This window comes from Gemmobacter nectariphilus DSM 15620 (genome assembly GCF_000429765.1).
Classification (GTDB): domain Bacteria; phylum Pseudomonadota; class Alphaproteobacteria; order Rhodobacterales; family Rhodobacteraceae; genus Wagnerdoeblera; species Wagnerdoeblera nectariphila.
This window is the reverse complement of sequence record NZ_AUCM01000008.1, coordinates 87,862-110,919: the sequence shown is the minus strand read 5'-3', so window position 1 is coordinate 110,919 and position 23,058 is coordinate 87,862. Positions and strand designations below refer to the sequence as shown.

The following is a 23,058-nucleotide window of genomic DNA, read 5'->3' as shown; positions in this document are numbered from 1 at the left end:
TATCGCCAGAGCCCCAGGCTCGCAAGGTCGCCTGCTGTGTGCGGGGGCCATTGCTGGCCATGCGACCCGGTTCGGGGGTGCTGATGGCCTGATGACAGGCAAGATGCCGAAAAGACGAAAGCCGCGTGATCTGTCAAGATCACGCGGCTTTCCGCCGAAGAATTGGTGCCCAGAAGAGGACTCGAACCTCCACGCCTTGCGGCACACGGACCTGAACCGTGCGCGTCTACCAATTCCGCCATCTGGGCCCGGCTTGGTGAGGCAGGGTTTATCCGCCCCCGCAGGGCGTGTCAACAGCCCGTGTGACAGCATTTCGCGATGAAGGGCGGAAAAATCAAAAGGCGCGCAACCCTTTGAGGATGCGCGCCTTTTGTGGCAAGTGGTGCCCAGAAGAGGACTCGAACCTCCACGCCTTGCGGCACACGGACCTGAACCGTGCGCGTCTACCAATTCCGCCATCTGGGCCCGGGTTGGTGAGGCTGGATGTATCCATCCCGGTGGGGGGTGTCAACAGGGCCCGAGCAGGATTGTGCGTGCCGAATTCGCGATTGATCGGGTCTGGCGCGCGGCGCATCGGGGCGCGCGCGCGTTGGGCCGATCAGGCCTGGTCCCGGGTGCCGGGGCCAAAGCGATCCACGATGCGCGCGCGAATCTGGTCGCGGGCCTGACGATAGGCCGCCAGCTTCGATTCGCGCGATTCGCCGATCGCGGTCGGGTCGGTGATGGGCCAGTAGACCACCTCGACATGGGATTGCCGCGTCAGTTCCAGCGCCAGACGCTGGCTGGCCGGCGAGAGCGCGACGATCAGATCGAACTGCCCCAGATCGTCGCCCCAGTCCTGCATTTCCTGAAAGCTGCGCGAGCGGTGGCGCGAGAGCTCGATTCCCAGCTCGCGGCAGACGGCGACGGAAAAGCCGTCGATTTCCATGTCGTTGCGCACGCCCGCCGACTGGACATAGGCCCGCTGGCCATGAAGGTGCTTCATCAGCCCTTCGGCCATGGGCGAGCGCACCGCGTTGTGATCGCAGCAGAAAAGGATCGCCTGCGGAAACCCTTCGGCCAAGATCACCCCCAGTGCAGCACGCAGATCAGGGTGAACAGACGGCGGGCGGTGTCGATATCGACCTCGGCCTTGCCCTCCAGCCGTTCCTGCAAGGTCGCGGCGCCTTCGTTGTGGATGCCGCGGCGGGCCATGTCGATGGCCTCGATCTGGCTGGGGGGCAGGCGCTTGACCGCGTCGAAATAGCTTTCGCAGATCTGGAAGTAGTCCTTGACCACTTGCCGGAACGGGCCAAGCGAGAGGTGGAATTCGCCCACCTTTTCGCCCGCTTCGGTGGCGATGTCGAACACCAGCCGCCCTTCGCGGATCGCCAGCGCCAGCCGGTAGGGGCCGGGTGGCACCTCGCGCCCGTCGCGGGCGGGCAGGGCAAAGCTGTTGTCTTCCAGCAGGTCGAAGATGGCGACGCGCCGTTCCTGTTCGATGGCAGGGGTCGGCGGGGCAAGGCCGCGGTCGTCGATCTCGATATGACAGATACGGGTCATGGGCATGTTCCGGTTTGCTTCGGGTTTGATGCCCGACCGGGCGAGAGGGTGCAAGCATCATCGGCGCACACCAGCGTGCGCAGGGGTAAACTGCCCTTAACCATCACCATGCTAGGCCTGCCGGGGTCAGGGCAGCCGTCCGGCGTTTCCTTTCGAGAGAGGAATGCGGTGCGCGGCCTTGCCCGGGTCTTTGCGCCGGCCGGCCGGTCTGCAGGTAGCAGGGTGGATGCAGGATGCGAGGATTGACGCGATGAACAAGGCGATCACTGACGGGCTGGTGCTGATGCCCGCTCCCTTTTCCGCCGGGCTGGGGGTCTGGTCTTCGGGCGATGGCACGGCGGGATCGACCAGCTATGACGGGGCGCCGAATGCGGCCATCGTGGCGGCCGATCAGGATTTCGGCGGCTGTCTGGAACTGGTCAAGACATCGACCACCCAGCGGCTGCGCCATATGGTGCAGACGCCCTATCAGGTGGGGATGTATCTGCAGCTGACCGTGCGGCTGAAGGTGCTGTCGGGCGGTCTGCCGGGGGCGCGCATCTCGTGCCTGCCGGTGACGGCGGGGGGCAGCGCGATTTCCGGCCTGCCAACGACGGCGGACGCCGTTTCCCTGACCAGCTATGGCGAGGTGGTGACGCTGCGCGCGATCATCGGCTCGGGCGCGCGGCAAGGGGTCGATCTGGTCTGGGGCACGGCGCCTGTGGCGGCGCATGTGGGGATCGAGCTGACCGGGGCGAATGGCGGCGTGGTGCGCATCGACGATTTCATTGTCGAGGATGTGACCGACGTGTTCCACCGCAAGATGATGAACTGGGTCGACGTGCGCGACCATGGCGCGATGGGCGATGGCACGACCAATGACCTGACCGCCTTTGCTGCCGCCGATGCCGAGGCGGTCGCCTCGGGCCGCGAGGTGCTGGTATCGGCCGGAACCTATTGGCTGGACGGCAATTTCACCTTTTCCGCCCCCGTCCGCTTCGAAGGCACCATCGCCATGCCGGCAGCGAACCGGCTGGCGCTGACCCGCAACTTCGATCTGGAAGGCTATGCCGCCGCCTTTGGCAGCGAGGCCGAGGGGCTGCGGCGCGGGCTTCAGGCGCTGTTCCATTTCACCGATCATGTCTCGTTCAACCTGAACGGCCGGTCGGTCGATGTGGCCGAGCCGATCTTTGTGGCGGAAAATGCCGGGGTCGCCGGGTCGTCCTTTGTCCAGCGCCGGGTGATCGAGAATGGCCAGCTGGTGCCTGGCGGCGGCGCGGCCTGGACGCCGGGCAGCGTGACCTCGCAGGCGACCTATAACACCAGCAGCCCCTATCAGCTGAGCGGGGTCGCCAATGTCGCCAATATCGAGGTCGGATCGCTGGTGACCGGCGCCGGCGTCGCGCGCGAGACCTATGTGCGGTCCAAGAACGTCGCCGCCGGCACCGTCGAGCTGAGCCTGCCGCCCGGATCGCAGGGCGGCACGCGCACCTATACGTTCACGCGGTTCCGCTACATCCTGGACTTTTCCGGCTTCGGGCGGCTGGACCGTTTCGAGGTGATGAACGTCGAGTTCTATTGCGATGGCCGGGCCAGCGCGATCATGCTGCCGCCCTCGGGCATCACCACCCGCATCCACGGCTGCGTGTTCAACAGGCCAAGCCACCGGGCGATCACCTCGATCGGCACGGGATGCCAGGGCATGATGATCGACGAATGCCAGTTCCTGTCGAACGAAATGCCGGTCCGGGTGCAGGATCGCGTGACGGTGGGCTTCAACGTCAACGCCAATGACGTGAAGATCCGCGACAACCGCGCCGTGCGGTTCCGCCATTTCGGGGTGATGCACGGGTCGGGCCACATGTTCGTGGGCAACCACTGGTTCCAGGGCGATGCCGAAAGCCCCGGCGTGCGCACGGCCGGCCTTGTGATGACGGGCATCAACATCAAGACGTTGTTCACCGGCAACTACGTCGACAACTCGTTCATCGAGATGACCAACGAGCGCGAGCCCGACCCGAACTGGAACAACCAGTACAGCTTTGGCGGGCTGTCGATCACCGGCAACATCTTCACCTCGATCGATGTGGTCAGCTCTTTTGCGTGGATCGTGATCACGCCGCGCGGATCGGGGCATTACCTGCAGGGTATGTCGATCAGCGGCAACACGTTCCGCGCGATGAACGGCACCGTCGAGCGGGCCGAGAAGGTGGATACCACCTGGGCCGATCTGGATTATGGGCGGTTCCGCAACCTGTCGGTGCATGGCAACAACTTCAACGGTGTGACGTCGGGGTGCTACAACCCGCTGACGGTTCGGCACGATCAGAACAGCGCGGCCAGCACCTGGGTGGCGGATGGCGGCAGCAACCTGGCCTTTGGCGGCTATGCACGGGTGGTGACGGGGGTCGTCGCGGGGGGGCCGGTGCTGCAAGGATCGACCCAGCGCTATGACATGCCCTGGGTGCAGACCGAACAGGGCAGCGCGCGCCAGAGCGTGAACCTGCGCTGGCCGGCTGCGGTCACCGGGACGGTCTGGGTGACGATGCGGGCCGACAATCCGGTCTGAGGCGGAGAGCGGGGAGGGGGGCCTTCTGCCCCCCTCTTGCCCGTGCCGGGCAATTCACCCCCCGAGGATATTTGCGGACAGATGAAAGGGCCTGTCGCGGGCCTGTCATGCGGATGTGCGAAGCGCCAGTCGTCAAGGGGGCTTGCCGCACCCGGGCCGCCCGGTGCATCGTGGGCGATCATTTCCGAAAGACAGAACAGTGACCGATCTTCTGACGCCGCCCGCCCATCCTGCCGAGAATTTCACCGATGCCCGTGCGGCCGTTGCCCGGCTGCGCGCGCTGTATTCCGAGGCGACGGACTTTTTGCTGGACCAGTTCGCGGCCTGTCAGATCGCGCGGCCGGCCGCGCGCGTGCGGGCCTATTACCCCGAGATCCGGTTCACGGTGACCAGTTTCGACCGGATCGACAGCCGGCTTTCCTTTGGCCATGTGTCCGAGCCGGGGGTCTATGCCACCACGATCACCCGCCCCGATCTGTTCGGCAACTACCTGACCCAGCAGCTGGAACTGCTGATGCGCCATCACGGCGTGCCCATGCAGATCGGCCCGTCTCAGACGCCGATCCCGCTGCATTTCGCGGTGGCGCAGGCGCCTTCGGTGACGATCCCGCAAGAGGGCGTGCTGGATTTTCCGTTGCGCGATGTGTTCGATGTGCCGGACCTGTCGACGACCAATGACGATATCGTCAATGGCGACCGGCTGCTCAATGCCGATGGCTCGCGCCCGCTGGCGCCCTTTACCGCGCAGCGGGTGGATTATTCGCTGGCGCGGCTGTCGCATTATACCGCGACCGACCCGGTGCATTTCCAGAACCATGTGCTGTTCACCAACTACCAGTTCTATGTCGACGAATTCGAGACCCGCGCCCGCGCCGCCCTGGCCGATCCGCAGAGCGGCTACACGGCCTTTGTCGGGCCGGGCAATCAGGTGATCACCACCCCGGATGGCGAGATGCCGGGATTGGCCAAGTTGCCGCAAATGCCGACCTATCACCTCAAGCGGGCGGACGGGCAGGGGATCACGCTGGTCAACATTGGTGTCGGCCCGTCGAATGCGAAGACGGCGACCGACCACATCGCCGTGCTGCGTCCCCATGCCTGGCTGATGGTGGGGCACTGCGCGGGGCTGCGCAACACGCAGGCGCTGGGGGATTTCGTGCTGGCCCATGCCTATCTGCGCGAGGATCACGTTCTGGATGCCGATCTGCCGGTCTGGGTGCCGATCCCGGCCCTGGCCGAGATCCAGATCGCGCTGCAAGAGGCGGTGGCCGAGGTCACGCGGCTGGAGGGCTATGAGCTCAAGCGCATCATGCGCACGGGGACCGTGGCCACGATCGACAATCGCAACTGGGAGCTGCGCGAGCAGTCCGGCCCCGTCGCGCGCCTGTCACAATCGCGCGCCATCGCGCTGGACATGGAAAGCGCGACGATTGCGGCCAATGGCTATCGGTTCCGGGTGCCCTATGGCACGCTGCTGTGCGTGTCCGACAAGCCGCTGCATGGCGAGCTGAAGCTGCCCGGCATGGCGACCGAATTCTACCGCACGCAGGTCGGCCGCCATCTGGAAATCGGAATGCGGGCGATGGAGCGGCTGCGCGACATGCCGCTGGAGCGCATCCACAGCCGCAAGCTGCGCAGTTTCGACGAGACGGCCTTTTTGTGAACGCAAGGAAATCGGCGCGAAACTGCCCATGAACCGCCTTTCGGGCTTGAACTGGACGGCGAAAACCTGTGTAGCGCATCGGTGGCCCGGAAGACGGGGCAAACACGAAATCCCGGACCAACCGGGACCGAACGAAGGAAGCAATCATGTCGAAACCGATGACCAAGACCCAGCTCGTCGCGGCGCTTGCCGAAGCCATGGGCGCCGATCGCAAGACCGCGACCGCCGCGCTGGATGCCGTGGCCGATGTCGTGGCGCGTGAAGTCGCCGCCGGCGGCACCGTGACCCTGCCGGGGATCGGCAAGATCGCCTGCAAGGCCCGCCCCGAGCGTCAGGTCCGCAATCCTGCCACCGGCGAGATGGTGACCAAGGCTGCCGACAAGCAGGTCAAGATCGCCGTTGCCAAGGCGCTGAAAGACAGCGTGAACGCCTGAGCCGTTCCGCGGCCGCCCCGTTGCCGGGGCGGCCGTGTTTTCGGGCCGCCGTGCTGCGGCCACGCGGGCCCCGCGTGACAGGGCCGATCCTTTCCCGACATTTCTGGTCTGCATGGTGCCCAAGGGCGGATTGCGCTGCGATACTCGTGGTGCGAATCGACACAGGAGATCTGCCCATGCACCGGGTGATTGCGCTTGTCCTGACGGCCCTTGCCGGTCCTGCCCTTGCCGAAGAGGTCGGGCGCGTGGGCGTTGACTGGACCGGCAACGATGTGGTGATCGAGGCGATTGCCGATCCCAAGGTCAGCGGGGTGACCTGCCATATCGCCTATTTCGAGCGCTCTGTTCTGGACCGGCTGAAACAGGGCAACTGGTTCGAGGACCCGTCCAACGCCGCGATTGCCTGCCAGCAGACCGGGCCGATCGAATTGGGCACCATCGCCCGCGGCCCCAAGGGGGAACGGGTGTTTTCCGAAGGCCGCTCGCTGGTCTTCAAGAGCCTGCGCGTGACACGCATCTACGACGAGGCGAACCGAACGCTGATCTATCTGAGCCACGCGAATGAACTGATCGAAGGGTCGGCGAAGATGTCGATCTCGACTGTGCCGGTGCGCTGACATCTGGCCAGGGTGACAGAGGATTGGAGCGGGTAGCGGGAATCGAACCCGCCCCATCAGCTTGGAAGGCTGAGGCGCTACCACTACACCATACCCGCGAGCGCCTCTGCCTGATACAGGGCCGCACCGGGCAGATCAAGGGGGCCTGCGCCGCAACTTGGTCCGCGGATGCAAAAGGCCGCCCCCGAAAGGGCGGCCCGAATGCGCGATCGCAGGACCGGTCAGTTGCCGGCCGGCTTGGCCTTGGCCGCGGCATCGGCGGCGGCCTTGTCGGCAGCCTCGTTCGCCTTGACGACAGCCTCATAACCTGCGGTGAAGCCCTTGAGCGACATGGTGATCGGGACCTCTTCATCCGGCAGCATCGCCGGCACGATCACGAAGGTTGCCTTGTTGCCCTTGCGGAAGCTGTTCAGCTCGGCATCGGTAAAGCCGACCCGCGCGATGCAGCCCATCGAGGCGCAGAGCGTGAACGGATAGCGCTTGGCCTGGCCACCATCGACTTGCAGCGTCACCTGCGCCGTCAGCAGCGTCTCCAGCGGCGTGACGATCGAGGCGCCCGCGGCCGCCTTGCCGCCGGCCGGCAGGTTGAACAGGTTGATTTCAGCAACCGAATTGCCCTGATCGTCCTGCATCAGCTGATAGAGCTGGCACGGATCGACCCCGGTTTCGGTGCGCACGCAGGTCACCTGCCAGTCGTCGAAGGTTTCCTTGACATAGGTCGTCCCGATGCCATCGACCGTCTCGCCCAGCGAGATGCCGGCCTTGTCGATGGCCTCGTCGGTGGCGCCTGCAGCGGGCTTGGTCTCCGTGCCCGGCGCGGTCGTGGTCTGGGCCAGCACGGGCGCGGCCAGCAAGGCCGACAGCGCCAGGGCGAACAGCGTTTGGGTGGATGTCATGACAATCCCGTCTTGGTTGGTCTGGCGCCGGGTTATCATGCAAGGCCACCCAAGTCAGGCCCCAAAACGGGGGACAGGGCGCATTCCCGCCATCGGGGCGCGAAGTTGTGAACGGGCGGGCGCCGAAGACCGGAATAGAAAAAGGGCCGCGAGGCCCTTTTTCATCATTCTTTGCTCCCTGTCGGACCGGCCGACTTATGCCCCGAACGCTAGGGCCTGATTCTGCGTCCGTCAACAGGAATTCTGGCAGTTATGTAACGAAAAGGGCCGCGCCCCACGGGCGCGGCCAGTCCGACAGGGAGGAAGCCGCCCACCTTGGGCTGCGCGCCCTTGGTGGACAGGTTCCACACTGGCACAGGACGATTAACAATGTATGGTGACACCGCGCGGGCGCGCGAGGGGCGCCCCGAAACGGCGACGGGGGCAGTGTGGCAATGGTGACAGACCGGATTTTCGTAGGCGGCGGCGGCGACGGTTATGGGGCGCCGCAAAACCTGCTGCTGGGGTTCGGCAACCGCCACGGGCTGATCGCAGGCGCCACCGGAACCGGAAAAACCGTCACGTTGCAAATCCTTGCCGAAGGTTTTTCAGCCGCTGGCGTTCCGGTGTTCCTCTCGGACGTCAAGGGCGATCTGTCGGGCCTTGCGCTGCCGGGCAATCCGCAAGGCAAGCTGCACGATGCCTTCCTGAAGCGCGCGGCGACCATCGGGCTTGATCTGCACTATGACAGCTTTCCGGTGACCTTCTGGGACATCTGGGGCCAGCAGGGTCACCCGGTGCGCACCACGGTGGCCGAGATGGGCCCCCTGCTGCTCAGCCAGATGCTCGACCTGTCCGAGGCGCAGGAGGGCGTGATGAACATTGCCTTCCGTCTGGCGGATGAACAGGGGCTGCCGCTGCTGGATTTCAAGGATCTGACGGCAATGCTGGCCTTTGTCGCGGAAAACGCCAAGGCGCTGTCGGGCAGCTATGGCCTTGTCTCTCCGGCCTCGGTGGGGGCAATCCAGCGCCGCCTGCTCGTGCTGGAAAACCAGGGGGGGGCGGCGCTCTTTGGCGAGCCCGCGCTCGATCTGGCCGATTTCCTGCTGACCGATGACCGGGGGCGCGGCCGCATCAACATTCTGGCCGCCGACCGGCTGATGAATTCCCCGCGCCTTTATGCGACCTTCCTGCTCTGGCTGCTGTCGGAATTGTTCGAGGAACTGCCCGAGGTCGGCAACCCCGACAAGCCGAAACTGGTCTTCTTCTTCGACGAGGCGCATCTCTTGTTCGACGGGGCCCCCAAGGCCCTGATCGACAAGGTGGAACAGGTCGCAAGGCTGATCCGCTCGAAAGGGGTGGGGGTATATTTCATCACGCAAAACCCCGCCGACGTGCCCGATGCGGTGCTCGGCCAGCTTGGCAACCGCGTCCAGCACGCCCTGCGCGCCTTCACTGCCAAGGACCAGAAGGATCTGCGCCTGGCCGCCCAGAACTACCGGCCCAACCCGCGCTTTTCCACCGAAGACGCCATCCGCGAGGTCGGCACCGGCGAGGCGGTGACCTCCTTCCTCGAAGCCAAGGGCATTCCGGGCATGGTGGAACGCACGCTGATCCGCCCGCCCGCGTCCATGCTGGGTCCGATCGACCCCGGCACCCGCGCCGCCCTGATCGCGGCTTCGCCCCTTGCCGGCAAATACGACAAGGTGATCGACCGCGACTCGGCGCAGGAAATGCTTGCCCGCCGGGCTCAGACCGCCGCGGCCGAAGCCGCCCGGCACAAGGCCGATGCCGACGAGGCGCGCGACTATAACCGCGCCCGCCGCTATGACCCGACCGCGCGCAACGACACGCCCGAACGCAAGACCACAAGACGCAGCCCCTCGCGCCAGTCGGATTCCGTGACCGAGGCCTTTGCCAAATCCTTCGCCCGCCAACTTGGCACCAGATCGGGCCAGGCCATCGTGCGCGGCATCCTGGGCACCCTGTTCAGATCGCGCTGATCGGCTTTGCCTTTTTCCAAATACCCCGGGGGCAGGCGCGCCCTGTCCACAGGCGCACCAGCGACCGGGGGCAGCGCCCCCGCAGCGCCAGGCTGCCACAGGGGGGCGCTCTACCTCTGCTGCCCCAGCCAGGCCAGCGCCCCGGCCACCGCCAGCCCCAGCACCACGGCAAAGGCGATCTTCCAGACCGACCAGGGCCGCTCGCCCTTGACCTTGCCGGTCTGGCCGTTGACCACGAACCGATAGCTCTTGCCGCCGTATTTGTAGGCCGCCGTCCAGACCGGCAGCAGGATATGCTTGAAGGTCTCCTCGGACCAGTCGGTGTCGATCCGCTCGATCCGCTGCTCGTCGCCGCCGATGTCGCGGCGCACGTCGCTGGCAATCACCGCCTCCATCTCGCCGCGCGCCAGCGCATGCCCCTGTTCCAGCGGCACCGAATAGGCCTCGGCCTGAAACCCCGACAGATAGTCCGGCGCATGGGGCCGCAAGCCTGACAGATCCCACGGCGCCAGCGCCTCGGTATGCCCGCGCGGCAGGCTGTCCGAGCCGATCACCAGCACATCGTCGAACCGGCGCGACACCCAGCCGCGCACCGGCGACCAACGGATCTTGCGCACCTGTTCCTGCCGCCGCTCCTGCTTTCCGTTGACCTCGACCGTGACCCAGCGCGTCTCGTAATAGGCATCGCCCCGCTGCCCGGCATAGCGGCTGCGCGTTGCGGCATCAAAGGTCCAGAACGGCACATAGATGCCGGTCAGAAGCCGCCCCTTGCGCGCATAGTCCTGCAAGCCATTGGGGGCAAACCACAACCGGCCCAGCCAGGCCACCATCGCCGCCCGCGCCTCGCGTTCGGGCACCGCAAAGGGCAACAGCGCCTGCGGCCGGATCGCCCGCAGCGGGGCCTCTTGCGGCACGACCGGGGTGGCACAGAACGGGCAGGCGGTCGCCGCGACCCCCTCGCCCAGCTCCAGCTCGGCCCCGCAGCCCGGACAGCGCGAGACGCGGATCTCCTCCATGGCGGCCGGGGGCAGGGCGCCGCGCAGCGCCGTGTTCAGATCATTCTCGACCAGGGCCCGCGCCTTGTCGCGTTGCGGCACATCGGGCATGGCCTGAACATGGCCGCAATGCCCGCAGACCAGCTGCCCCGAGCCCGGATCAAAGGTCAGTGCAGCGCCGCAGCTTTCGCAGGGCCAGCTTGTCGCGGTCTGCATCCCAAGACGCCCCGGTCAGCCCGCCGGCGGGGGCGGCGGCACCCGGGCCATCAGCGAGGCCAGCGCCGGAACCTCGCCTGCAGGCTTCCAGCCCTCCATCCCTTCGGACCAGACCAGCGTCGCCCGCGTCAGCCGCCCTTGTGCCACAAGCCCGGGCAGCGCCTCGGTGGCAAAGGGGCCCTGCGTCTGCCCGCCTTCGGCCAGGTGCCATTCCACCGCCTGAACGGGCGGCAAGGGGGGCGGCGCGGCGGCTGGCCGCCCGCCCCAGGGCCCCGCCGCGCCCATCGCAGCCCCCATCGCGGCGCCAAGGCCTGCCCCCATGGCCGACCCCGGCGCCTCGGCGGCCTTGCCCAGTGCCTCGGCGGCGGCAAACTGGCCATAGCGGTTCAGATCCCCGACAACCCCCATCGAGGTGCGCTGGTCCAGCACCTTCTCGACCGCCTCGGGCAACGAGACATTCTCGATCACGAAGTCCGGCAGCTCCAGCCCGTATTGCGCGACCGAGGGCCCCATCGCCTCGCGCACCATCTTGCCCAGCTGGTCAAGGTTCGCGGCCATGTCCAGCGCCGGGATCCCCGCCCCCGCGACGGTGCGGGAAAATTCCTGCACGATCACATCGCGGATATGCACGGTGATCTCGTCGGTGGTGAATTCGCCATCGGTGCCGACGATTTCGGTCATGAACCGGCCCGGATCGGTCACCCGCATCGAATAGGCACCAAAGGCGCGCAGCCGCAGCGGCCCGAATTCCGGATCGCGCAGCATCACCGGGTTGCGCGTGCCCCATTTCTGCCCTGTGAACCGGGTGGTGTTGACGAAATAGATCTCGGACTTGAAGGGCGAATTGAACCCGTGGTCCCAGTGCTGCAATGCCGTCAGCACCGGCATGTTGTTCGTCTCCAGCATGTAAAGCCCCGGCCCGAACACATCGGCCAGCTGCCCTTCATGGATGAAGACGGCGGCCTGCCCCTCGCGCACGGTCAGCTTGGCGCCATACATGATCGCATGGCCCTGCCGGTCGAACCGCCAGACCATCGTATCACGGGTGTCGTCCACCCAGTGGATCACGTCGATGAACTGACCCTTCAGAAAGCCGAACACCATCGCCGAACTCCTTCCTGTCCGCGGCCGCAACGACCGCCCACCGCTTCATCTGTCCCCAAATACCCTCGGGGGATTTTCAAGGGGGCAGACAGCCCCCTTGAAGCGGGGTGCGGGGCGGCAGCCCCGCTTCCCCCCTCAACTTCCGCCGCCAACCAGCCCGGCAACGATCGGCCCCAGCATCGGGCGCACCTCGGCCTCGCGCATCCCCGGCTTCAGCCGCCGATCATACAGCAGCTTCAGCAAGATCTCGTCCATGCTGGTCAGCGTGGCGAATTCCTCATCGTCATTGAAGATCGACGGGCGCGCCCGCGGATAATCGTTGGCCAGCCCCAGCCCCTGCGCCAGTTCTTCATGGAAACAGCTCAGCCGCAGCAGATCGGGCAGTTCCGACCGGATCACCGCCAGCGCGCCGGAATAGACCGGGCTGTTGCCATCGGAAATCGCCAGCACCATGCAAAAGGTCGACAGGCCCATCCCGGTGGCCGAATCCAGCTCGCGCGGGTCAAGGCCGGGGAACAGCGCCGCCCATTGATCGCCCATCGCCGGCCGCTCGTCCTCGGAGACGACATAGACCCAATAGTTCGGCGACTGGTCGTTCACCTGGATCGACAGGCCGGACTGGCGGGCCAGCCGCGCCGCATAGGCGGCGACCGTCGCGCGGTCCTGCTCTTGCCGCTCGGGCGGCACCGAGGGGCCAAAGCGCAGCCCGATCCGCACCGGCTTTTCCCAGCGCCGCAGACGCGAGGGCACCTCGCGCGCGGTCAGCCGCCCGCCTTCGCTGACATATTCGTCATAGAGGGCGATGCGGATGAAATTGTCCGCGATCTCGCGCGGGCCATAGGGGGTATCGACCCCGCCGCCATCGTTGCGCAGCAGACCGCGCGCCAGCAGGTCTGCCTGAACCTTGGTGAAATGCGCCTCGACCGCGCGGCTCGCGATCGAGGGTTCGGCCGGCGCCGGCACGGGGGCCGGGGCCATCGCCCGCGGCGCCGGGCGCAGCCCCGGTCCGCCGCCGATCAGGGTGCAGGCAGAAAGGGCGGTGGCCAAGGCCAGGCCCGCCGCCCCCCGAATGATTCCGCCAAACCCGCAGTGATGCGTCATTTCAGCCCTTTGATGCCCGCGCGCTGGCCGAGGCCAGCGTCTCGCGCAATTCCGCTTCCATCTTGACCAGTTCCTCCTCGGCCGCCGCGCGGCGCTTCTTGCCTTCATCCGCGATGGCAAGGCTTTCCTGAATGGTGGAAATCAGCGTGGCATTGGCCTTCTTCACCGCCTCGATGTCGAAGACGCCGCGCTCCATCTGCTGGCGCACCACGCGGTTCGCCTGTTGCAGGTTCTCGGCATTGGCGGTCAGCAGATCGTTGGTCAGATCGTTGGCCGCCTTGATCGATTCCGCCGCCTCGCGTGATCGCTGGATGGTCACCGCCTGGGCCAGCTGGGTTTCCCACAGCGGCACGGTGTTCACCAGCGTCGAGTTGATCTTGGTCACCAGCGACTTGTCGTTTTCCTGCACCAGCCGGATCGAGGGCAGCGACTGCATCGTCACCTGCCGCGTCAGTTTCAGGTCATGGACCCGGCGCTCCAGATCGTCGCGCGCGGACCGCAGATCGCGCAGCGCCTGCGCCTTGAGCATCTTCTGATCCTCGGGCGCGGCTTCCATCTCGGCCACGGCAGCGGGGATCACGGTTGCATCCACTTCGGCCAGCTTCGCCTCGCCCGCCGCGATGTAAAGCGCCAGCTCGTGATAGAAATCCAGCGTCTTTTCATAGAGCTTATCAAGCGCCTTGATGTCTTTCAGCAGCTTGTGTTCGTGGCCCAGCAGCGTTTCGGTGATCTTGTCGATCTGCCCCTGAACGGATTCGAACCGCGCGACGAACTTGGCAAAGGGCGCGGCGCGGCCGATCAGGCGCTCCCACCAGCTTTGCTTGCGCCGCACGTCCAGCTCGCTGACCGAAAAGCCCCGGATCGTCGTGACGATCGAGGCCAGCGCATCGCCTGCCGGCCCGACATCCTTGTTCCGCACATCGGTCAGCATTTCCTGGCTGATGACCTGAAGCTCGGCCTGGGCGCGCGATCCAAAGCCGATGATCGACTGGGCATCGGCCAGGTTCACCTCGGCCATGCGGGTGCGGATTTCCTCGGCCACCGGGGCAGGGGCGTCGGCCAGTGGCACCACCTCTCCTCCCGGTTCGGGCAGGATCACCGCGGTGACCTTTTCGACTTCGGCAAGCGTGGCAGCGGCGGCGCTGCGAATGGTCTCGGTCATGGGGGCCTCTTGCTGGATACTGTGGCGGGGGTCAGGCACGCGGGGCATCCTGCGCCAGTCTCTCGCGCAGGACTTCGATTTCAACATCCATCCGATCGCGGTCGTTCGACAGCAAGGCTTCGGATTTCTGGGCAAAGCGGGTGTCCAGATCGTCCAGCAGCGCCACATAGCTGGTGCGGGCTGCGGCATCGCGGGTGGTGCCGTAGATCTGGGCGAATTGCTCGGTGGCCGTGCGGGCGCCGCCCAGGTAGACCGACAGATATTTGCGGGCCGAGGTCAGATCGCGCGGATCGTTTTCCAGCGTGCGGAACATCGCGCGGGCGGTGGCGGCGAAACGGTCGATCCGGTCCATCACCTCGCGGTCAGCGACGGGGCGGGCGGCCTCGCGCATGGCGGTCAGGTGCTTTTCAGCCTCGGCGACGGCGGTGGCGACCCGTTCGGTCTGAAAGCTGTCGATCCCCTCCATCCCCTTGTCCGACATCGGATCGGGGCCAAAGGCGATCAGGTGCAGAACGCCCCCCAGCGCCCCCAGCAGCAGCGGCGCGGTCAGTCCCGCACCCGGCGCCCAGGCCGCAAGGCCGACACCCAGCGCCGTCAGGACCGATCCGAAGATCTTGCGCGGAATTGCCGGGCGGCGGGCGATTGCGCGGGCCTCCCAGGCCTCGTGGGCCTTCTCGCCTTCACGCGTCAGCCAGGCGGCCAGCATCAGCAGGCCAAAGGCAACCAGATCGGCCGTCAGCCCGACCGGCCCTTGCCGAAAGGCGGTCAGGGGTAGCACAAAGGGCAGCAAGAACAACAGGTTCACCCGCGCACCCGCGCGGGCCGGGCGGGCGCTGTGCAGCGGGGGCTGGGTGGTGGCGCCAGACTGGGGCCGCGCGCCGGGGCTGTATTTGCCACCATATCGCTGGTTCATGGGCCAACCCCCGCGAAGGCCGCATAAACGATCAGCATCGCCAGCAGCGCAAAGGCCGTCCGCCTGATACCCGTCTGGCCCATCCGCGCCCCCGAAAGCTGATCCGGTCCGGCCAAGGTCTGGTCCGTCCCGGACCAAAGCATGATCCATGCAAGACTATAGGGGATCGAGGGGCCGCGTTCCATCCCGCGCCAGGGGGAAAATGCAAGCGGCGGCAGCAGATTGCCATTTGCCCCCCGCCTGGCGGGTCAGCCTTTTGGCCGCCCCTTGGGCGTGTGCGGGCCGCGCGGGGCCGGTTTTCCCCGCCCCCCGGGTGCCCCGCCGGCTGGCCTGCGGGACGGGGCGGCAGAGGTGGTCGCCTCGCCCCGGCTGGCACCGCCGCGCGCCAAGGGTGCTTTTCCGCCAGTTCTGACAGGTTTCTCGGTGTCGGCGGCTGCCCCGGACCGCCGGTCCGCCCAGCGGTTCGCCGACCCTGCCATCCCCTTGGCCCCGGCCGAGGCGGAGCCCTGCCGGGGCTTGTCCCCGGCGGCTGTCGCCGCGCGGCCGGCCGGTTTGCCGGCCGGCCCAAGGCGGCCGCCTTCCTTGGCCGGACCGCGCGGTTTCGGCTCGGTGCGCGGCATCGGGGTTTCTGCCAGCCCCAGCTGGTCCTTGAGCATCCGGGGCCGCACTTCGGCCACCTCGCCCGCCTTCAGATCGCCCAGCTGGAACGGGCCATAGCTGACCCGGATCAGCCGGTTCACCGCAAGGCCCACGGCCTCCATCGCGCGGCGGATCTCGCGGTTGCGCCCCTCGCGCAGACCCACGGTCAGCCAGGCATTGGCGCCCTGCTGGCGGTCCAGCGTCACGGTCATCGGCTGGAATTCCTCGCCCTCGATGACGATGCCCTTGCGCAGCGGCTCGAACTGGCTGTCCTCGGGCCGCCCGTTCACCCGCACCCGGTATTTGCGCAACCAGCCGGTCGAGGGCAGCTCGAGCCGCCGTTTCAGCTCGCCATCATTGGTCAGCAGCAGCAGCCCTTCGGAATTGAGATCGAGCCGCCCGATGGTCATCACCCGCGGCATGTCCTCGGGCAGGTCATCGAATACCGTGCGGCGGCCCTGTTCGTCGCGGGCGGTGGTCACCAGCCCCTCGGGCTTGTGATAAAGCCACACCCGCGGCGGCTCGGGCGGGGCGAGCGGCTTGCCATCGACGGTGATGCGGTCCTTCGGCGTGACATCAAGGGCGGGGCTGTCCAGCACCTTGCCGTTCACGCTGACCCGGCCTTCGGCGATCATCCGCTCCGCATCGCGGCGCGAGGCGACGCCGGCGCGCGACAGCACCTTGGCGATCCGCTCGCCGCCGGTCTTGGCGGGGGCGGGTTCGGCGCGCGGTGCAGGCTTGGCGGTGTGGCTCGGGGCGCCGGGTTTTTTCGGCGTATCGGTCGGGCGTCGGGACATGGAAAGCTCGCATGAGGGCCCGGCGTGGCGCGGGACGGATGGCCCCGGGGGCCGTCTGCCCCCGGACCCCCGAGGATATTTGGATCAAGGCGAAGGGGCAAGGCGGCTTGTCCTGTCGGCCGGGCCGGGGCATGAGGGGGGCATGAACCCCTTTCGCAGCTATATGGATCAGGCGCTGGACGAGGCGCGCGCGGCCGCCCAGCGAGGCGAGGTGCCGGTGGGGGCGGTCGTGGTCGCGCCGGGCGGGCAGGTGGTGGCGCGGGCCGGGAACCGCACGCGCGAGCTGAACGATCCGACCGCCCATGCCGAGATGCTGGCCATTCGTGCCGCCTGTCTGGCCCAGGGCCGCGAGCGGCTGATCGGCCATGATCTTTATGTCACGCTCGAGCCATGCCCGATGTGCGCTGCCGCCATCTCTGCCGCGCGGATCGCGCGGCTCTATTATGGGGCGGCGGATCCGAAATCCGGTGGGGTGGCGCAGGGGCCGCGCATTTTCACCCATCCACAGTGCCACCATGTGCCCGAGGTCTATGACGGGATCGGGGCGGTCGAGGCGGGCGCGTTGCTGACCGGCTTCTTTGCGGGGCGGCGCTGAGCGAATCGTTGCCTTGCGCGGCAACTCCGGTCCACCTTGACGTATTCATATATACGAAAGGGAGGTTCGTATGATCCGCAGGGCATTTCTGGGTGCGGCGCTGGCCGTCATGGCGACAACCGGCATGGGGCTTGCGGCTGGCGAGGGGCCGAAGGTCGCCATTCATGTCGATCAGGACGATCCGGCGACGATGAACATGGCGCTGAACAATGCCGTGAACATCATCAAGCATTATCAGTCGCTTGGCCAGACCGCGACGGTCGAGATCGTGACCTATGGTCTTGGCCTGACGATGCTGCGCAAGGATCTCTCGCCCGTCGCCTCGCGCATCGCCGATCTGTCGTTGCAGCACGAGACGATCCGGTTTTCCGCCTGCCTGAACACGGTGGAATCGATCCGCCAGCGCACGCAAAAGGATGTCCCGCTGCTGGACGAGGCTGAAACCGTGCCATCGGGCGCGGTGCGGCTGATGGAGCTGCAATACGAGGGCTATGCCTATCTGCGGCCCTGACGGCAAAGGGGGGCGCCGGGCGCCCCCCCGGCCGGATCAGACCGTGATCGGCTCGAGCACCTGAGGTTCAAGCACGCGCACGCCGGGCGCCACCCCGGCCTTCAGCGCCTCGGCCGACTGCTCGAGCAGCGGGAAGGTGCGGTAGTGGCACGGAATGATGGTCTTGAAGTTGAAGAATTTGCGCGCCGCATAGGCTGCGCGCTTCATGTCCATGGTGAAATGGCCGCCCGCGCACAGGATGCCGATCTCGGGGGCGTGCAGGTCGTTGAAGACGGCCATATCCGCCATCACATCGGTATCGCCCGAGAAATAGATCGTGCGCCCGCCATGTTCGATCATGTAGCCGCATTCGCTGCCCAGATAGACCGGCCCGTGTTCCCCCTTGAACGAGGAGGAATGCGAGGCCGCCACCATGGTCACGGCCACATCGCCCAGCCGCACCGTGCCGCCATTGTTGAACCCGACGGTCTTGCAACCATCGCGCTCGGCCATCCAGGTGGTCAGATCGTATTTGCCCAGCACCGGAATATCCAGGTCCTTCGCGATTCCCGGTGCATCGGCCATGTGATCGCCATGGCCATGGCTGACCAGAACGGCGCTGGCGCCGGCAATCGCCTCGGCGCGCCGGTCAGCGGGGAACATCGGGTTGCCCGTCAGCCAGGGGTCGACCAGCAGGCACTGATCGCCGATCTCGATCCGAAAGCCGGAATGGCCAAGCCAGGTGATCTTCATCGTCTCTCCTTCCAGAAAAGCGGCATTTCATCAGTCCTCAAATATCCCGGGGGTCCGGGGGCAGGGCCCCCGGCGCCAAGGCTTGAGACCGCCGCGCAACCGGGCCACTTTAGCGCGAGAAACCGGAGTTTCCATGACAAACGCTGCCGGATGGCTGGCCACCGTTGATGGCTATTGCGAACGCACCGGGCCAGAGTACTGGTCCGAGCCGGTGAATGCCCTGACCAACCTGGCCTTTGTGATCGCGGCGGCGCTGGTCTGGCCGCGGGTGCGGGGGCTGCCCATGGGGCAGGCGATGGCTGTGGCTCTGGCGGTGATCGGGGTCGGCTCATGGCTGTTTCACACCCATGCCAACCGGCTGACCGGGGGGCTGGATGTGGCGCCGATCATCGGGTTCATCTTGCTCTATGTCTTTGCCGCGACGCGCGATTTCCTGGGGGCGCGGCCCTGGGTGGCCGGTGGGGCGGTGCTGGCCTTTGTGCCTTATGCCGCGCTGAGCGTGCCGGTGTTTGCCCTGATCCCCGGTCTTGGGTCATCGGCGGCCTATGCGCCGGTGCCGCTGCTGATTGCGCTTTATGCCACAGCGCTGCGCCATCGCGCCCCGGCGACGGCGCGGGGGCTGGCCATCGGGGCGGGGCTGCTGGTGGTTTCCCTGACGTTCCGCACGCTGGACATGGCGGTCTGCGCCGCCTGGCCGCTGGGCACGCATTTCCTGTGGCATGTGCTGAACGCCATCCTGCTGGGCTGGATGATCGAAGTCTGGCGCCGCCATGCAGCCTCGTGCCTTGCACCCATGGCGCCGCGCCGCTAAACGGTTTGCGACAGACGGAGGCCCCCATGTCCACCATCGACATTTCCACCGCCCGCAAGGTGGCCCATCTTGCCCGCATCCGCGTGGCCGAGGATCAGTTGCCGCAGCTGGCCGAACAGCTGTCGGGCATCCTGACCTTCATGGAACAGCTGAACGAAGTGGACGTGGACGGGGTGGAACCCATGACCTCGGTCACGCCGATGCGGCTCAAGCGCCGTGTCGACGAGGTGACCGACGGCGGCTATCCCGAGAAAATCCTCAAGAACGCGCCCGACGCCCGCGAGGGCTTCTTTGCCGTGCCGAAGGTGGTGGAATGACCCTGAATACCCTGACCATTGCCGAGGCCCGCGACGCGCTGCGCAAGGGCGAGACCACGGCCGAGGATCTGACCATGGCCTGCCTGACCGCGATGGACGCGGGGGATGCGCTGGGGGCCTATGTCCACAAGACGCCCGATATCGCGCTGGACCAGGCGCGGGCGGCGGATGCGCGGATCAAGGCGGGCGATGCGCCGGACATGTGCGGCATTCCGCTGGGCATCAAGGATCTGTTCTGCACCAAGGGCGTGCCCTCGCAGGCGGCCTCGAACATCCTGCGCGGCTTCAGGCCGGAATACGAATCCACTGTCACGGCCAAGCTGTTCGAGGCTGGCGCGGTGATGCTGGGCAAGCTGAACATGGACGAATTCGCCATGGGCAGTTCCAATGAAAGCTCGTGCTATGGCAATGCCGTCAACCCGTGGAAGGTCGATGACCGTCTGCTGACGCCGGGCGGATCGTCGGGCGGGTCGGCCAGCGCGGTGGCCGCCGATCTGTGCCTTGCGGCGACCGGCACCGATACGGGCGGCTCGATCCGCCAGCCGGCGGCCTTTACCGGCATCGTCGGCATCAAGCCGACTTATGGCCGCGTCAGCCGCTGGGGCATCATTGCCTATGCCTCGTCGCTCGATCAGGCCGGGCCGATGACCAAGACCGTGCGCGATGCGGCGATCATGCTGGGCGCGATGGCCGGCCACGACATGAAGGATTCGACCTGCGCCGACATTCCGGTGCCGGATTTCGAGGCGGCGCTGACCGGCGACATCCGCGGCAAGAAGATCGGGATTCCGCGCGAATACCGCATGGACGGGATGCCCGCGGAAATCGAGAAGCTGTGGAACGACGGCACCGCCATGCTCAAGGATGCCGGGGCCGAGATCGTCGACATCAGCCTGCCGCATACCAAATACGCGCTGCCCGCCTATTACGTCATCGCGCCGGCCGAGGCCTCGTCGAACCTCGCGCGCTATGATGGTGTGCGCTATGGCCACCGGGCCAGGCTGGCGCAGGGCGATGGCATCGTCGACATGTATGAAAAGACCCGCGCCGAAGGTTTCGGCCCCGAGGTGCAGCGCCGCGTGATGGTCGGCACCTATGTGCTGTCGGCGGGCTTTTACGATGCCTATTACAACCGCGCCCGCAAGGTGCGCGCGCTGATCAAGCGCGACTTCGAAGAGGCCTTTGCCGCCGGGGTCGATGCGATCCTGACGCCGGCCACCCCGTCTTCGGCCTTTGGTCTGGGCGAGATGGCCAGCGCCGACCCGGTCGAGATGTATCTGAACGACGTCTTCACCGTGACGGTCAACCTGGCGGGCCTGCCGGGCATTTCGGTGCCGGTCGGCCTCGACAGCAAGGGCCTGCCGCTGGGGCTGCAACTGATTGGCCGCCCGTGGGACGAGGCAGGTTTGCTAAATCACGCCCATGTGCTGGAACGCGCGGCGGGCTTTGTGGCCAAGCCGGAAAAATGGTGGTAAGGGCGGCGGTTGAACGCTTTGCCGAGGCCCCGATGCACCGCCTTGTTCTGACTGCCCTTGCCGTAAGCACGCTGGCCGCCTGCCAGCCGCAAGTTCCCGATTCCGCCCAAGGGGTCGGGTTCGAAAGCTATTCCGACTATATGCGCCGCCGCGATGGCCAGCTGGGGGGGACGCCGCAGCCGGTCATCGGTGGTCCTGCCATCAGCACCGAAACGGTGACGGCCGCCCCGATCGGCGCGCCCTTGCCGACGACGGCAACGGCCGCGCCCTCGACCGCGCCCGTGATGCCCAACGGCGAGCGCCCGCGCGGCGATGCGCCGGCCGGGATCAAGACCCAATCCGGCGAAGTCGCCCATAGCGGGATTTCCGACGAGCAGAGCTTTGCCGCCGTTGCCGCCCGCGAGACCATCGCCTCGGATGCCGAACGGCTGCGCCGCCAGCGCGAGCAATATGTGGTCGTCCAGCCGACCGCCCTGCCGCAGCGGACCGGGGATACCGGGCCGAACATCGCGCAATATGCGATGTCGACCACCAATCCGCCGGGAACCCGGGTCTATGCGCGCTCCAGCCTGCGGCTGCGCAGCTATGAGGCCTCCTGCGCGCCGTTTTCCTCGGCCGATCTGGCGCAGATCGAATTCCTCAAGCGCGGCGGACCCGAGCGTGATCCGATGGGGGTTGACCCCGATGGTGACGGCTTTGCCTGCGGCTGGGATCCGCGCCCGTTCCGGGCCGGCCTGAACTAGGTGCATTTTCCGTCGCCGAACCATGGCGAGCGGCGGGGCGGGCTGCGCCCCTCGCTGATCGTGATCCATTATACGGCGATGGACAGCTGCGCTGCCGCGCGGGACCGCCTGTGCGACCCCGAGGCCGAGGTGTCGGCGCATTGGCTGATTTCCGAGACCGGCGCGGCCGAGGCCCTGGTACCCGAAGAGCGGCGCGCCTGGCATGCGGGGGCGGGCGAATGGCGCGGGATGGGCGATATCAATTCGCGCTCGATCGGGATTGAACTGGCCAACCGCGGCGATCACCCATACCCCGAACCCCAGATGCAGGCGCTGGAGCGGGTGCTGACGGGTATCATGGCGCGCTGGTCCATCGGCCCCGACGGGGTGATCGGGCATTCCGACATGGCGCCCGGGCGCAAGGCCGATCCGGGGCCGCGCTTTGACTGGCGGCGGCTGGCGCGGTCGGGGCTGGCGGTCTGGCCAGCGCCGCAGGCCCCGGCCGACCCCGCAGGGTTCGACGCGGCGGCGCTGGCCTTTGGCTATCCGGCCGGGGTAAGCGCGGACTTGCGGCTCGAGGCGTTCCGGCTGCGGTTTCGCCCATGGGCCAGTGGCCCCGCAGATGGCACGGATGCCGCGCTGGCGCTGGAACTGGCCCGGCACTTTGCGGCCTAGCGCGGGGCGCCCAGCATCAGAACCCAGGTGCGTTGCCCGGCGCGGCTGACCGTCAGGCCAAGCGCGGCATCGGTCGCATTGGCGGCCAGCACGTTCTTGCGGTGGCCGGGCGATCGCATCCAGTAGAACATCGCCTGGGGTGCGCTCTGGAACCCCAGACCAAGGTTTTCCGCCACCATCTGATAGTCATACCCGGCCCGCAGCGCCCGCACGCCAGGGCGCGATCCGTCCGATCCGATATGGTCCAGCGCGCCGCGTTGCGCATTGTCGCAGGCCTGACCGTGGGCGGCAGCGGCAAGGCGCGGATCGGGCCGCACCGGGCGCAGGCCGGCCGCGCGGCGTTCGGCGTTGACCTCGGCCAGCAGGGCGGCCTGTTCCGAGGCCAGCCCCGGATCGGACGCACAAGAGAACGCCGCCGCAATCGGCTGGACAGCGGGGCGGGGCGCCGAGGTGCTGGTCACCGTGACGCAGCCGGACAGCAGGGCGAGGGACAGGGCAAGACTGGGTCGGATCAACCGGGCCTCCTTTGGCAGGCATCGCGTTGTGATAGCCGTCCAATCGGGCCGAAATCCGGCACCTTCGCGGCGATTCGCGGGTGCGGCCCCGGCCCT

The 23,058-nt window shown here is 67.0% G+C and carries 23 protein-coding genes and 3 tRNA genes; 12 read left to right on the top strand and 14 right to left on the bottom strand.

Going from position 1 to position 23,058, the window contains the following annotated elements; translation table 11 throughout:
- Nucleotides 1-163 precede the first annotated feature (163 nt).
- From G481_RS0109720 to G481_RS0109705, 4 genes are all read right to left on the bottom strand, one after another.
- A tRNA-Leu gene (locus tag G481_RS0109720) sits at nucleotides 164-248 on the bottom strand.
- A 132-nt stretch (nucleotides 249-380) separates the two neighbouring features.
- Nucleotides 381-465 (bottom strand) — tRNA-Leu (locus G481_RS0109715).
- Between the two features lie 133 nt (nucleotides 466-598).
- On the bottom strand, nucleotides 599-1,000 hold the full coding sequence (locus tag G481_RS0109710; RefSeq protein WP_425402458.1) for an arsenate-mycothiol transferase ArsC: 402 nt from the start codon (nucleotides 998-1,000) through the stop codon (nucleotides 599-601).
- 65 nt (nucleotides 1,001-1,065) lie between these two features.
- Entirely contained in the window at nucleotides 1,066-1,542 is a 477-nt protein-coding gene (locus G481_RS0109705) for a UPF0262 family protein (protein WP_028029863.1), read from the bottom strand.
- Nucleotides 1,543-1,792: 250 nt separating this feature from the next.
- Here G481_RS0109705 and G481_RS0109700 point away from each other — a divergent pair, with 250 nt between their 5' ends.
- The 4 genes from G481_RS0109700 to G481_RS0109685 all read left to right on the top strand — a co-directional run bounded on the left by G481_RS0109700 (nucleotide 1,793) and on the right by G481_RS0109685 (nucleotide 6,804).
- Nucleotides 1,793-4,090, top strand: a complete 2,298-nt coding sequence (locus tag G481_RS0109700; RefSeq protein ID WP_028029862.1) for a hypothetical protein — start codon at nucleotides 1,793-1,795, stop codon at nucleotides 4,088-4,090.
- 199 nt (nucleotides 4,091-4,289) lie between these two features.
- On the top strand, nucleotides 4,290-5,753 hold the full coding sequence (locus G481_RS0109695; RefSeq protein ID WP_035025716.1) for an AMP nucleosidase: 1,464 nt from the start codon (nucleotides 4,290-4,292) through the stop codon (nucleotides 5,751-5,753).
- A 146-nt stretch (nucleotides 5,754-5,899) separates the two neighbouring features.
- Entirely contained in the window at nucleotides 5,900-6,187 is a 288-nt protein-coding gene (locus G481_RS0109690) for an HU family DNA-binding protein (protein WP_028029860.1), read from the top strand.
- A gap of 176 nt (nucleotides 6,188-6,363) precedes the next feature.
- The gene (locus G481_RS0109685; RefSeq protein ID WP_028029859.1) at nucleotides 6,364-6,804 is read left to right on the top strand and encodes a CreA family protein; all 441 of its coding nucleotides are present in this window, start codon (nucleotides 6,364-6,366) and stop codon (nucleotides 6,802-6,804) included.
- 24 nt (nucleotides 6,805-6,828) lie between these two features.
- Here G481_RS0109685 and G481_RS0109680 read toward each other — a convergent pair.
- Together G481_RS0109680 and G481_RS0109675 are read right to left on the bottom strand one after the other, a co-directional pair.
- Nucleotides 6,829-6,902 (bottom strand) — tRNA-Gly (locus G481_RS0109680).
- A 123-nt stretch (nucleotides 6,903-7,025) separates the two neighbouring features.
- Nucleotides 7,026-7,700, bottom strand: a complete 675-nt coding sequence (locus tag G481_RS0109675; protein WP_028029858.1) for an invasion associated locus B family protein — start codon at nucleotides 7,698-7,700, stop codon at nucleotides 7,026-7,028.
- A gap of 434 nt (nucleotides 7,701-8,134) precedes the next feature.
- Here G481_RS0109675 and G481_RS0109670 point away from each other — a divergent pair, with 434 nt between their 5' ends.
- The gene (locus G481_RS0109670) at nucleotides 8,135-9,682 is read left to right on the top strand and encodes a helicase HerA-like domain-containing protein (RefSeq protein WP_211235197.1); all 1,548 of its coding nucleotides are present in this window, start codon (nucleotides 8,135-8,137) and stop codon (nucleotides 9,680-9,682) included.
- A gap of 110 nt (nucleotides 9,683-9,792) precedes the next feature.
- Here the strand turns inward: G481_RS0109670 and G481_RS0109665 are convergent, their stop codons facing one another.
- From G481_RS0109665 to G481_RS0109635, 6 genes are all read right to left on the bottom strand, one after another.
- Nucleotides 9,793-10,893 (bottom strand): hypothetical protein, encoded by a 1,101-nt coding sequence (locus G481_RS0109665; RefSeq protein ID WP_028029856.1) that lies wholly within the window; start codon nucleotides 10,891-10,893, stop codon nucleotides 9,793-9,795.
- Nucleotides 10,894-10,908: 15 nt separating this feature from the next.
- A complete protein-coding gene (locus tag G481_RS0109660) occupies nucleotides 10,909-11,997 on the bottom strand; it encodes an SPFH domain-containing protein (protein WP_028029855.1) in 1,089 nt (362 codons plus the stop codon).
- Nucleotides 11,998-12,132: 135 nt separating this feature from the next.
- Entirely contained in the window at nucleotides 12,133-13,044 is a 912-nt protein-coding gene (locus G481_RS0109655; protein ID WP_245594950.1) for a DUF2927 domain-containing protein, read from the bottom strand.
- 55 nt (nucleotides 13,045-13,099) lie between these two features.
- Nucleotides 13,100-14,260, bottom strand: a complete 1,161-nt coding sequence (locus G481_RS0109650) for a toxic anion resistance protein (RefSeq protein WP_028029853.1) — start codon at nucleotides 14,258-14,260, stop codon at nucleotides 13,100-13,102.
- A gap of 31 nt (nucleotides 14,261-14,291) precedes the next feature.
- Nucleotides 14,292-15,173, bottom strand: coding sequence for a 5-bromo-4-chloroindolyl phosphate hydrolysis family protein (locus tag G481_RS0109645; protein ID WP_028029852.1), 882 nt, complete (start codon nucleotides 15,171-15,173; stop codon nucleotides 14,292-14,294).
- A gap of 248 nt (nucleotides 15,174-15,421) precedes the next feature.
- Nucleotides 15,422-16,609: a pseudouridine synthase gene (locus G481_RS0109635; RefSeq protein WP_028029850.1), complete on the bottom strand. Its 1,188-nt coding sequence runs from the start codon at nucleotides 16,607-16,609 to the stop codon at nucleotides 15,422-15,424.
- A 142-nt stretch (nucleotides 16,610-16,751) separates the two neighbouring features.
- Between G481_RS0109635 and G481_RS0109630 the strand changes: the two genes are divergently transcribed.
- Together G481_RS0109630 and G481_RS0109625 are read left to right on the top strand one after the other, a co-directional pair.
- Nucleotides 16,752-17,204, top strand: coding sequence for a nucleoside deaminase (locus G481_RS0109630; RefSeq protein ID WP_028029849.1), 453 nt, complete (start codon nucleotides 16,752-16,754; stop codon nucleotides 17,202-17,204).
- A 70-nt stretch (nucleotides 17,205-17,274) separates the two neighbouring features.
- The gene (locus G481_RS0109625) at nucleotides 17,275-17,715 is read left to right on the top strand and encodes a DsrE family protein (RefSeq protein ID WP_035025714.1); all 441 of its coding nucleotides are present in this window, start codon (nucleotides 17,275-17,277) and stop codon (nucleotides 17,713-17,715) included.
- 36 nt (nucleotides 17,716-17,751) lie between these two features.
- On the opposite strand, the gene G481_RS0109620 is transcribed toward G481_RS0109625, so the two are convergent.
- A complete protein-coding gene (locus G481_RS0109620) occupies nucleotides 17,752-18,447 on the bottom strand; it encodes a metal-dependent hydrolase (protein ID WP_028029847.1) in 696 nt (231 codons plus the stop codon).
- 133 nt (nucleotides 18,448-18,580) lie between these two features.
- Here G481_RS0109620 and G481_RS0109615 point away from each other — a divergent pair, with 133 nt between their 5' ends.
- From G481_RS0109615 to G481_RS0109595, 5 genes are read left to right on the top strand one after another with little or no spacing between them, the layout of a single operon-like run.
- Nucleotides 18,581-19,258, top strand: a complete 678-nt coding sequence (locus G481_RS0109615; RefSeq protein ID WP_028029846.1) for a ceramidase domain-containing protein — start codon at nucleotides 18,581-18,583, stop codon at nucleotides 19,256-19,258.
- Between the two features lie 26 nt (nucleotides 19,259-19,284).
- Entirely contained in the window at nucleotides 19,285-19,575 is a 291-nt protein-coding gene (gene gatC, locus G481_RS0109610) for an Asp-tRNA(Asn)/Glu-tRNA(Gln) amidotransferase subunit GatC (RefSeq protein WP_035025713.1), read from the top strand.
- Nucleotides 19,572-21,050, top strand: coding sequence for an Asp-tRNA(Asn)/Glu-tRNA(Gln) amidotransferase subunit GatA (gatA, locus tag G481_RS0109605; RefSeq protein WP_028029844.1), 1,479 nt, complete (start codon nucleotides 19,572-19,574; stop codon nucleotides 21,048-21,050). Before gatC ends, gatA begins: the two co-directional genes overlap by 4 nt.
- Nucleotides 21,051-21,082: 32 nt before the next feature.
- The gene (locus tag G481_RS0109600) at nucleotides 21,083-21,793 is read left to right on the top strand and encodes a hypothetical protein (RefSeq protein WP_035025748.1); all 711 of its coding nucleotides are present in this window, start codon (nucleotides 21,083-21,085) and stop codon (nucleotides 21,791-21,793) included.
- Nucleotides 21,794-22,447 (top strand): N-acetylmuramoyl-L-alanine amidase, encoded by a 654-nt coding sequence (locus G481_RS0109595; protein WP_028029842.1) that lies wholly within the window; start codon nucleotides 21,794-21,796, stop codon nucleotides 22,445-22,447.
- On the opposite strand, the gene G481_RS23410 is transcribed toward G481_RS0109595, so the two are convergent.
- Nucleotides 22,444-22,962: a CAP domain-containing protein gene (locus tag G481_RS23410; protein ID WP_051294437.1), complete on the bottom strand. Its 519-nt coding sequence runs from the start codon at nucleotides 22,960-22,962 to the stop codon at nucleotides 22,444-22,446. The genes G481_RS0109595 and G481_RS23410 overlap by 4 nt on opposite strands.
- Nucleotides 22,963-23,058: the final 96 nt, after the last annotated feature.

Excerpts from the sequence above, each read along its gene's own strand:
- G481_RS0109710 (WP_425402458.1), bottom strand. The coding sequence starts at position 1,000 with ATGGCCGAAGGGCTGATGAAGCACCTTCATGGCCAGCGGGCCTATGTC.
- G481_RS0109705 (WP_028029863.1), bottom strand. The coding sequence starts at position 1,542 with ATGACCCGTATCTGTCATATCGAGATCGACGACCGCGGCCTTGCCCCG.
- G481_RS0109700 (WP_028029862.1), top strand. The coding sequence starts at position 1,793 with ATGAACAAGGCGATCACTGACGGGCTGGTGCTGATGCCCGCTCCCTTT.
- G481_RS0109690 (WP_028029860.1), top strand. The coding sequence starts at position 5,900 with ATGTCGAAACCGATGACCAAGACCCAGCTCGTCGCGGCGCTTGCCGAA.
- G481_RS0109685 (WP_028029859.1), top strand. The coding sequence starts at position 6,364 with ATGCACCGGGTGATTGCGCTTGTCCTGACGGCCCTTGCCGGTCCTGCC.
- G481_RS0109675 (WP_028029858.1), bottom strand. The coding sequence starts at position 7,700 with ATGACATCCACCCAAACGCTGTTCGCCCTGGCGCTGTCGGCCTTGCTG.
- G481_RS0109670 (WP_211235197.1), top strand. The coding sequence starts at position 8,135 with ATGGTGACAGACCGGATTTTCGTAGGCGGCGGCGGCGACGGTTATGGG.
- G481_RS0109665 (WP_028029856.1), bottom strand. The coding sequence starts at position 10,893 with ATGCAGACCGCGACAAGCTGGCCCTGCGAAAGCTGCGGCGCTGCACTG.
- G481_RS0109660 (WP_028029855.1), bottom strand. The coding sequence starts at position 11,997 with ATGGTGTTCGGCTTTCTGAAGGGTCAGTTCATCGACGTGATCCACTGG.
- G481_RS0109650 (WP_028029853.1), bottom strand. The coding sequence starts at position 14,260 with ATGACCGAGACCATTCGCAGCGCCGCCGCTGCCACGCTTGCCGAAGTC.
- G481_RS0109645 (WP_028029852.1), bottom strand. The coding sequence starts at position 15,173 with ATGAACCAGCGATATGGTGGCAAATACAGCCCCGGCGCGCGGCCCCAG.
- G481_RS0109635 (WP_028029850.1), bottom strand. The coding sequence starts at position 16,609 with ATGTCCCGACGCCCGACCGATACGCCGAAAAAACCCGGCGCCCCGAGC.
- G481_RS0109630 (WP_028029849.1), top strand. The coding sequence starts at position 16,752 with ATGAACCCCTTTCGCAGCTATATGGATCAGGCGCTGGACGAGGCGCGC.
- G481_RS0109625 (WP_035025714.1), top strand. The coding sequence starts at position 17,275 with ATGATCCGCAGGGCATTTCTGGGTGCGGCGCTGGCCGTCATGGCGACA.
- G481_RS0109620 (WP_028029847.1), bottom strand. The coding sequence starts at position 18,447 with ATGAAGATCACCTGGCTTGGCCATTCCGGCTTTCGGATCGAGATCGGC.
- G481_RS0109615 (WP_028029846.1), top strand. The coding sequence starts at position 18,581 with ATGACAAACGCTGCCGGATGGCTGGCCACCGTTGATGGCTATTGCGAA.
- gatC (WP_035025713.1), top strand. The coding sequence starts at position 19,285 with ATGTCCACCATCGACATTTCCACCGCCCGCAAGGTGGCCCATCTTGCC.
- gatA (WP_028029844.1), top strand. The coding sequence starts at position 19,572 with ATGACCCTGAATACCCTGACCATTGCCGAGGCCCGCGACGCGCTGCGC.
- G481_RS0109600 (WP_035025748.1), top strand. The coding sequence starts at position 21,083 with ATGCACCGCCTTGTTCTGACTGCCCTTGCCGTAAGCACGCTGGCCGCC.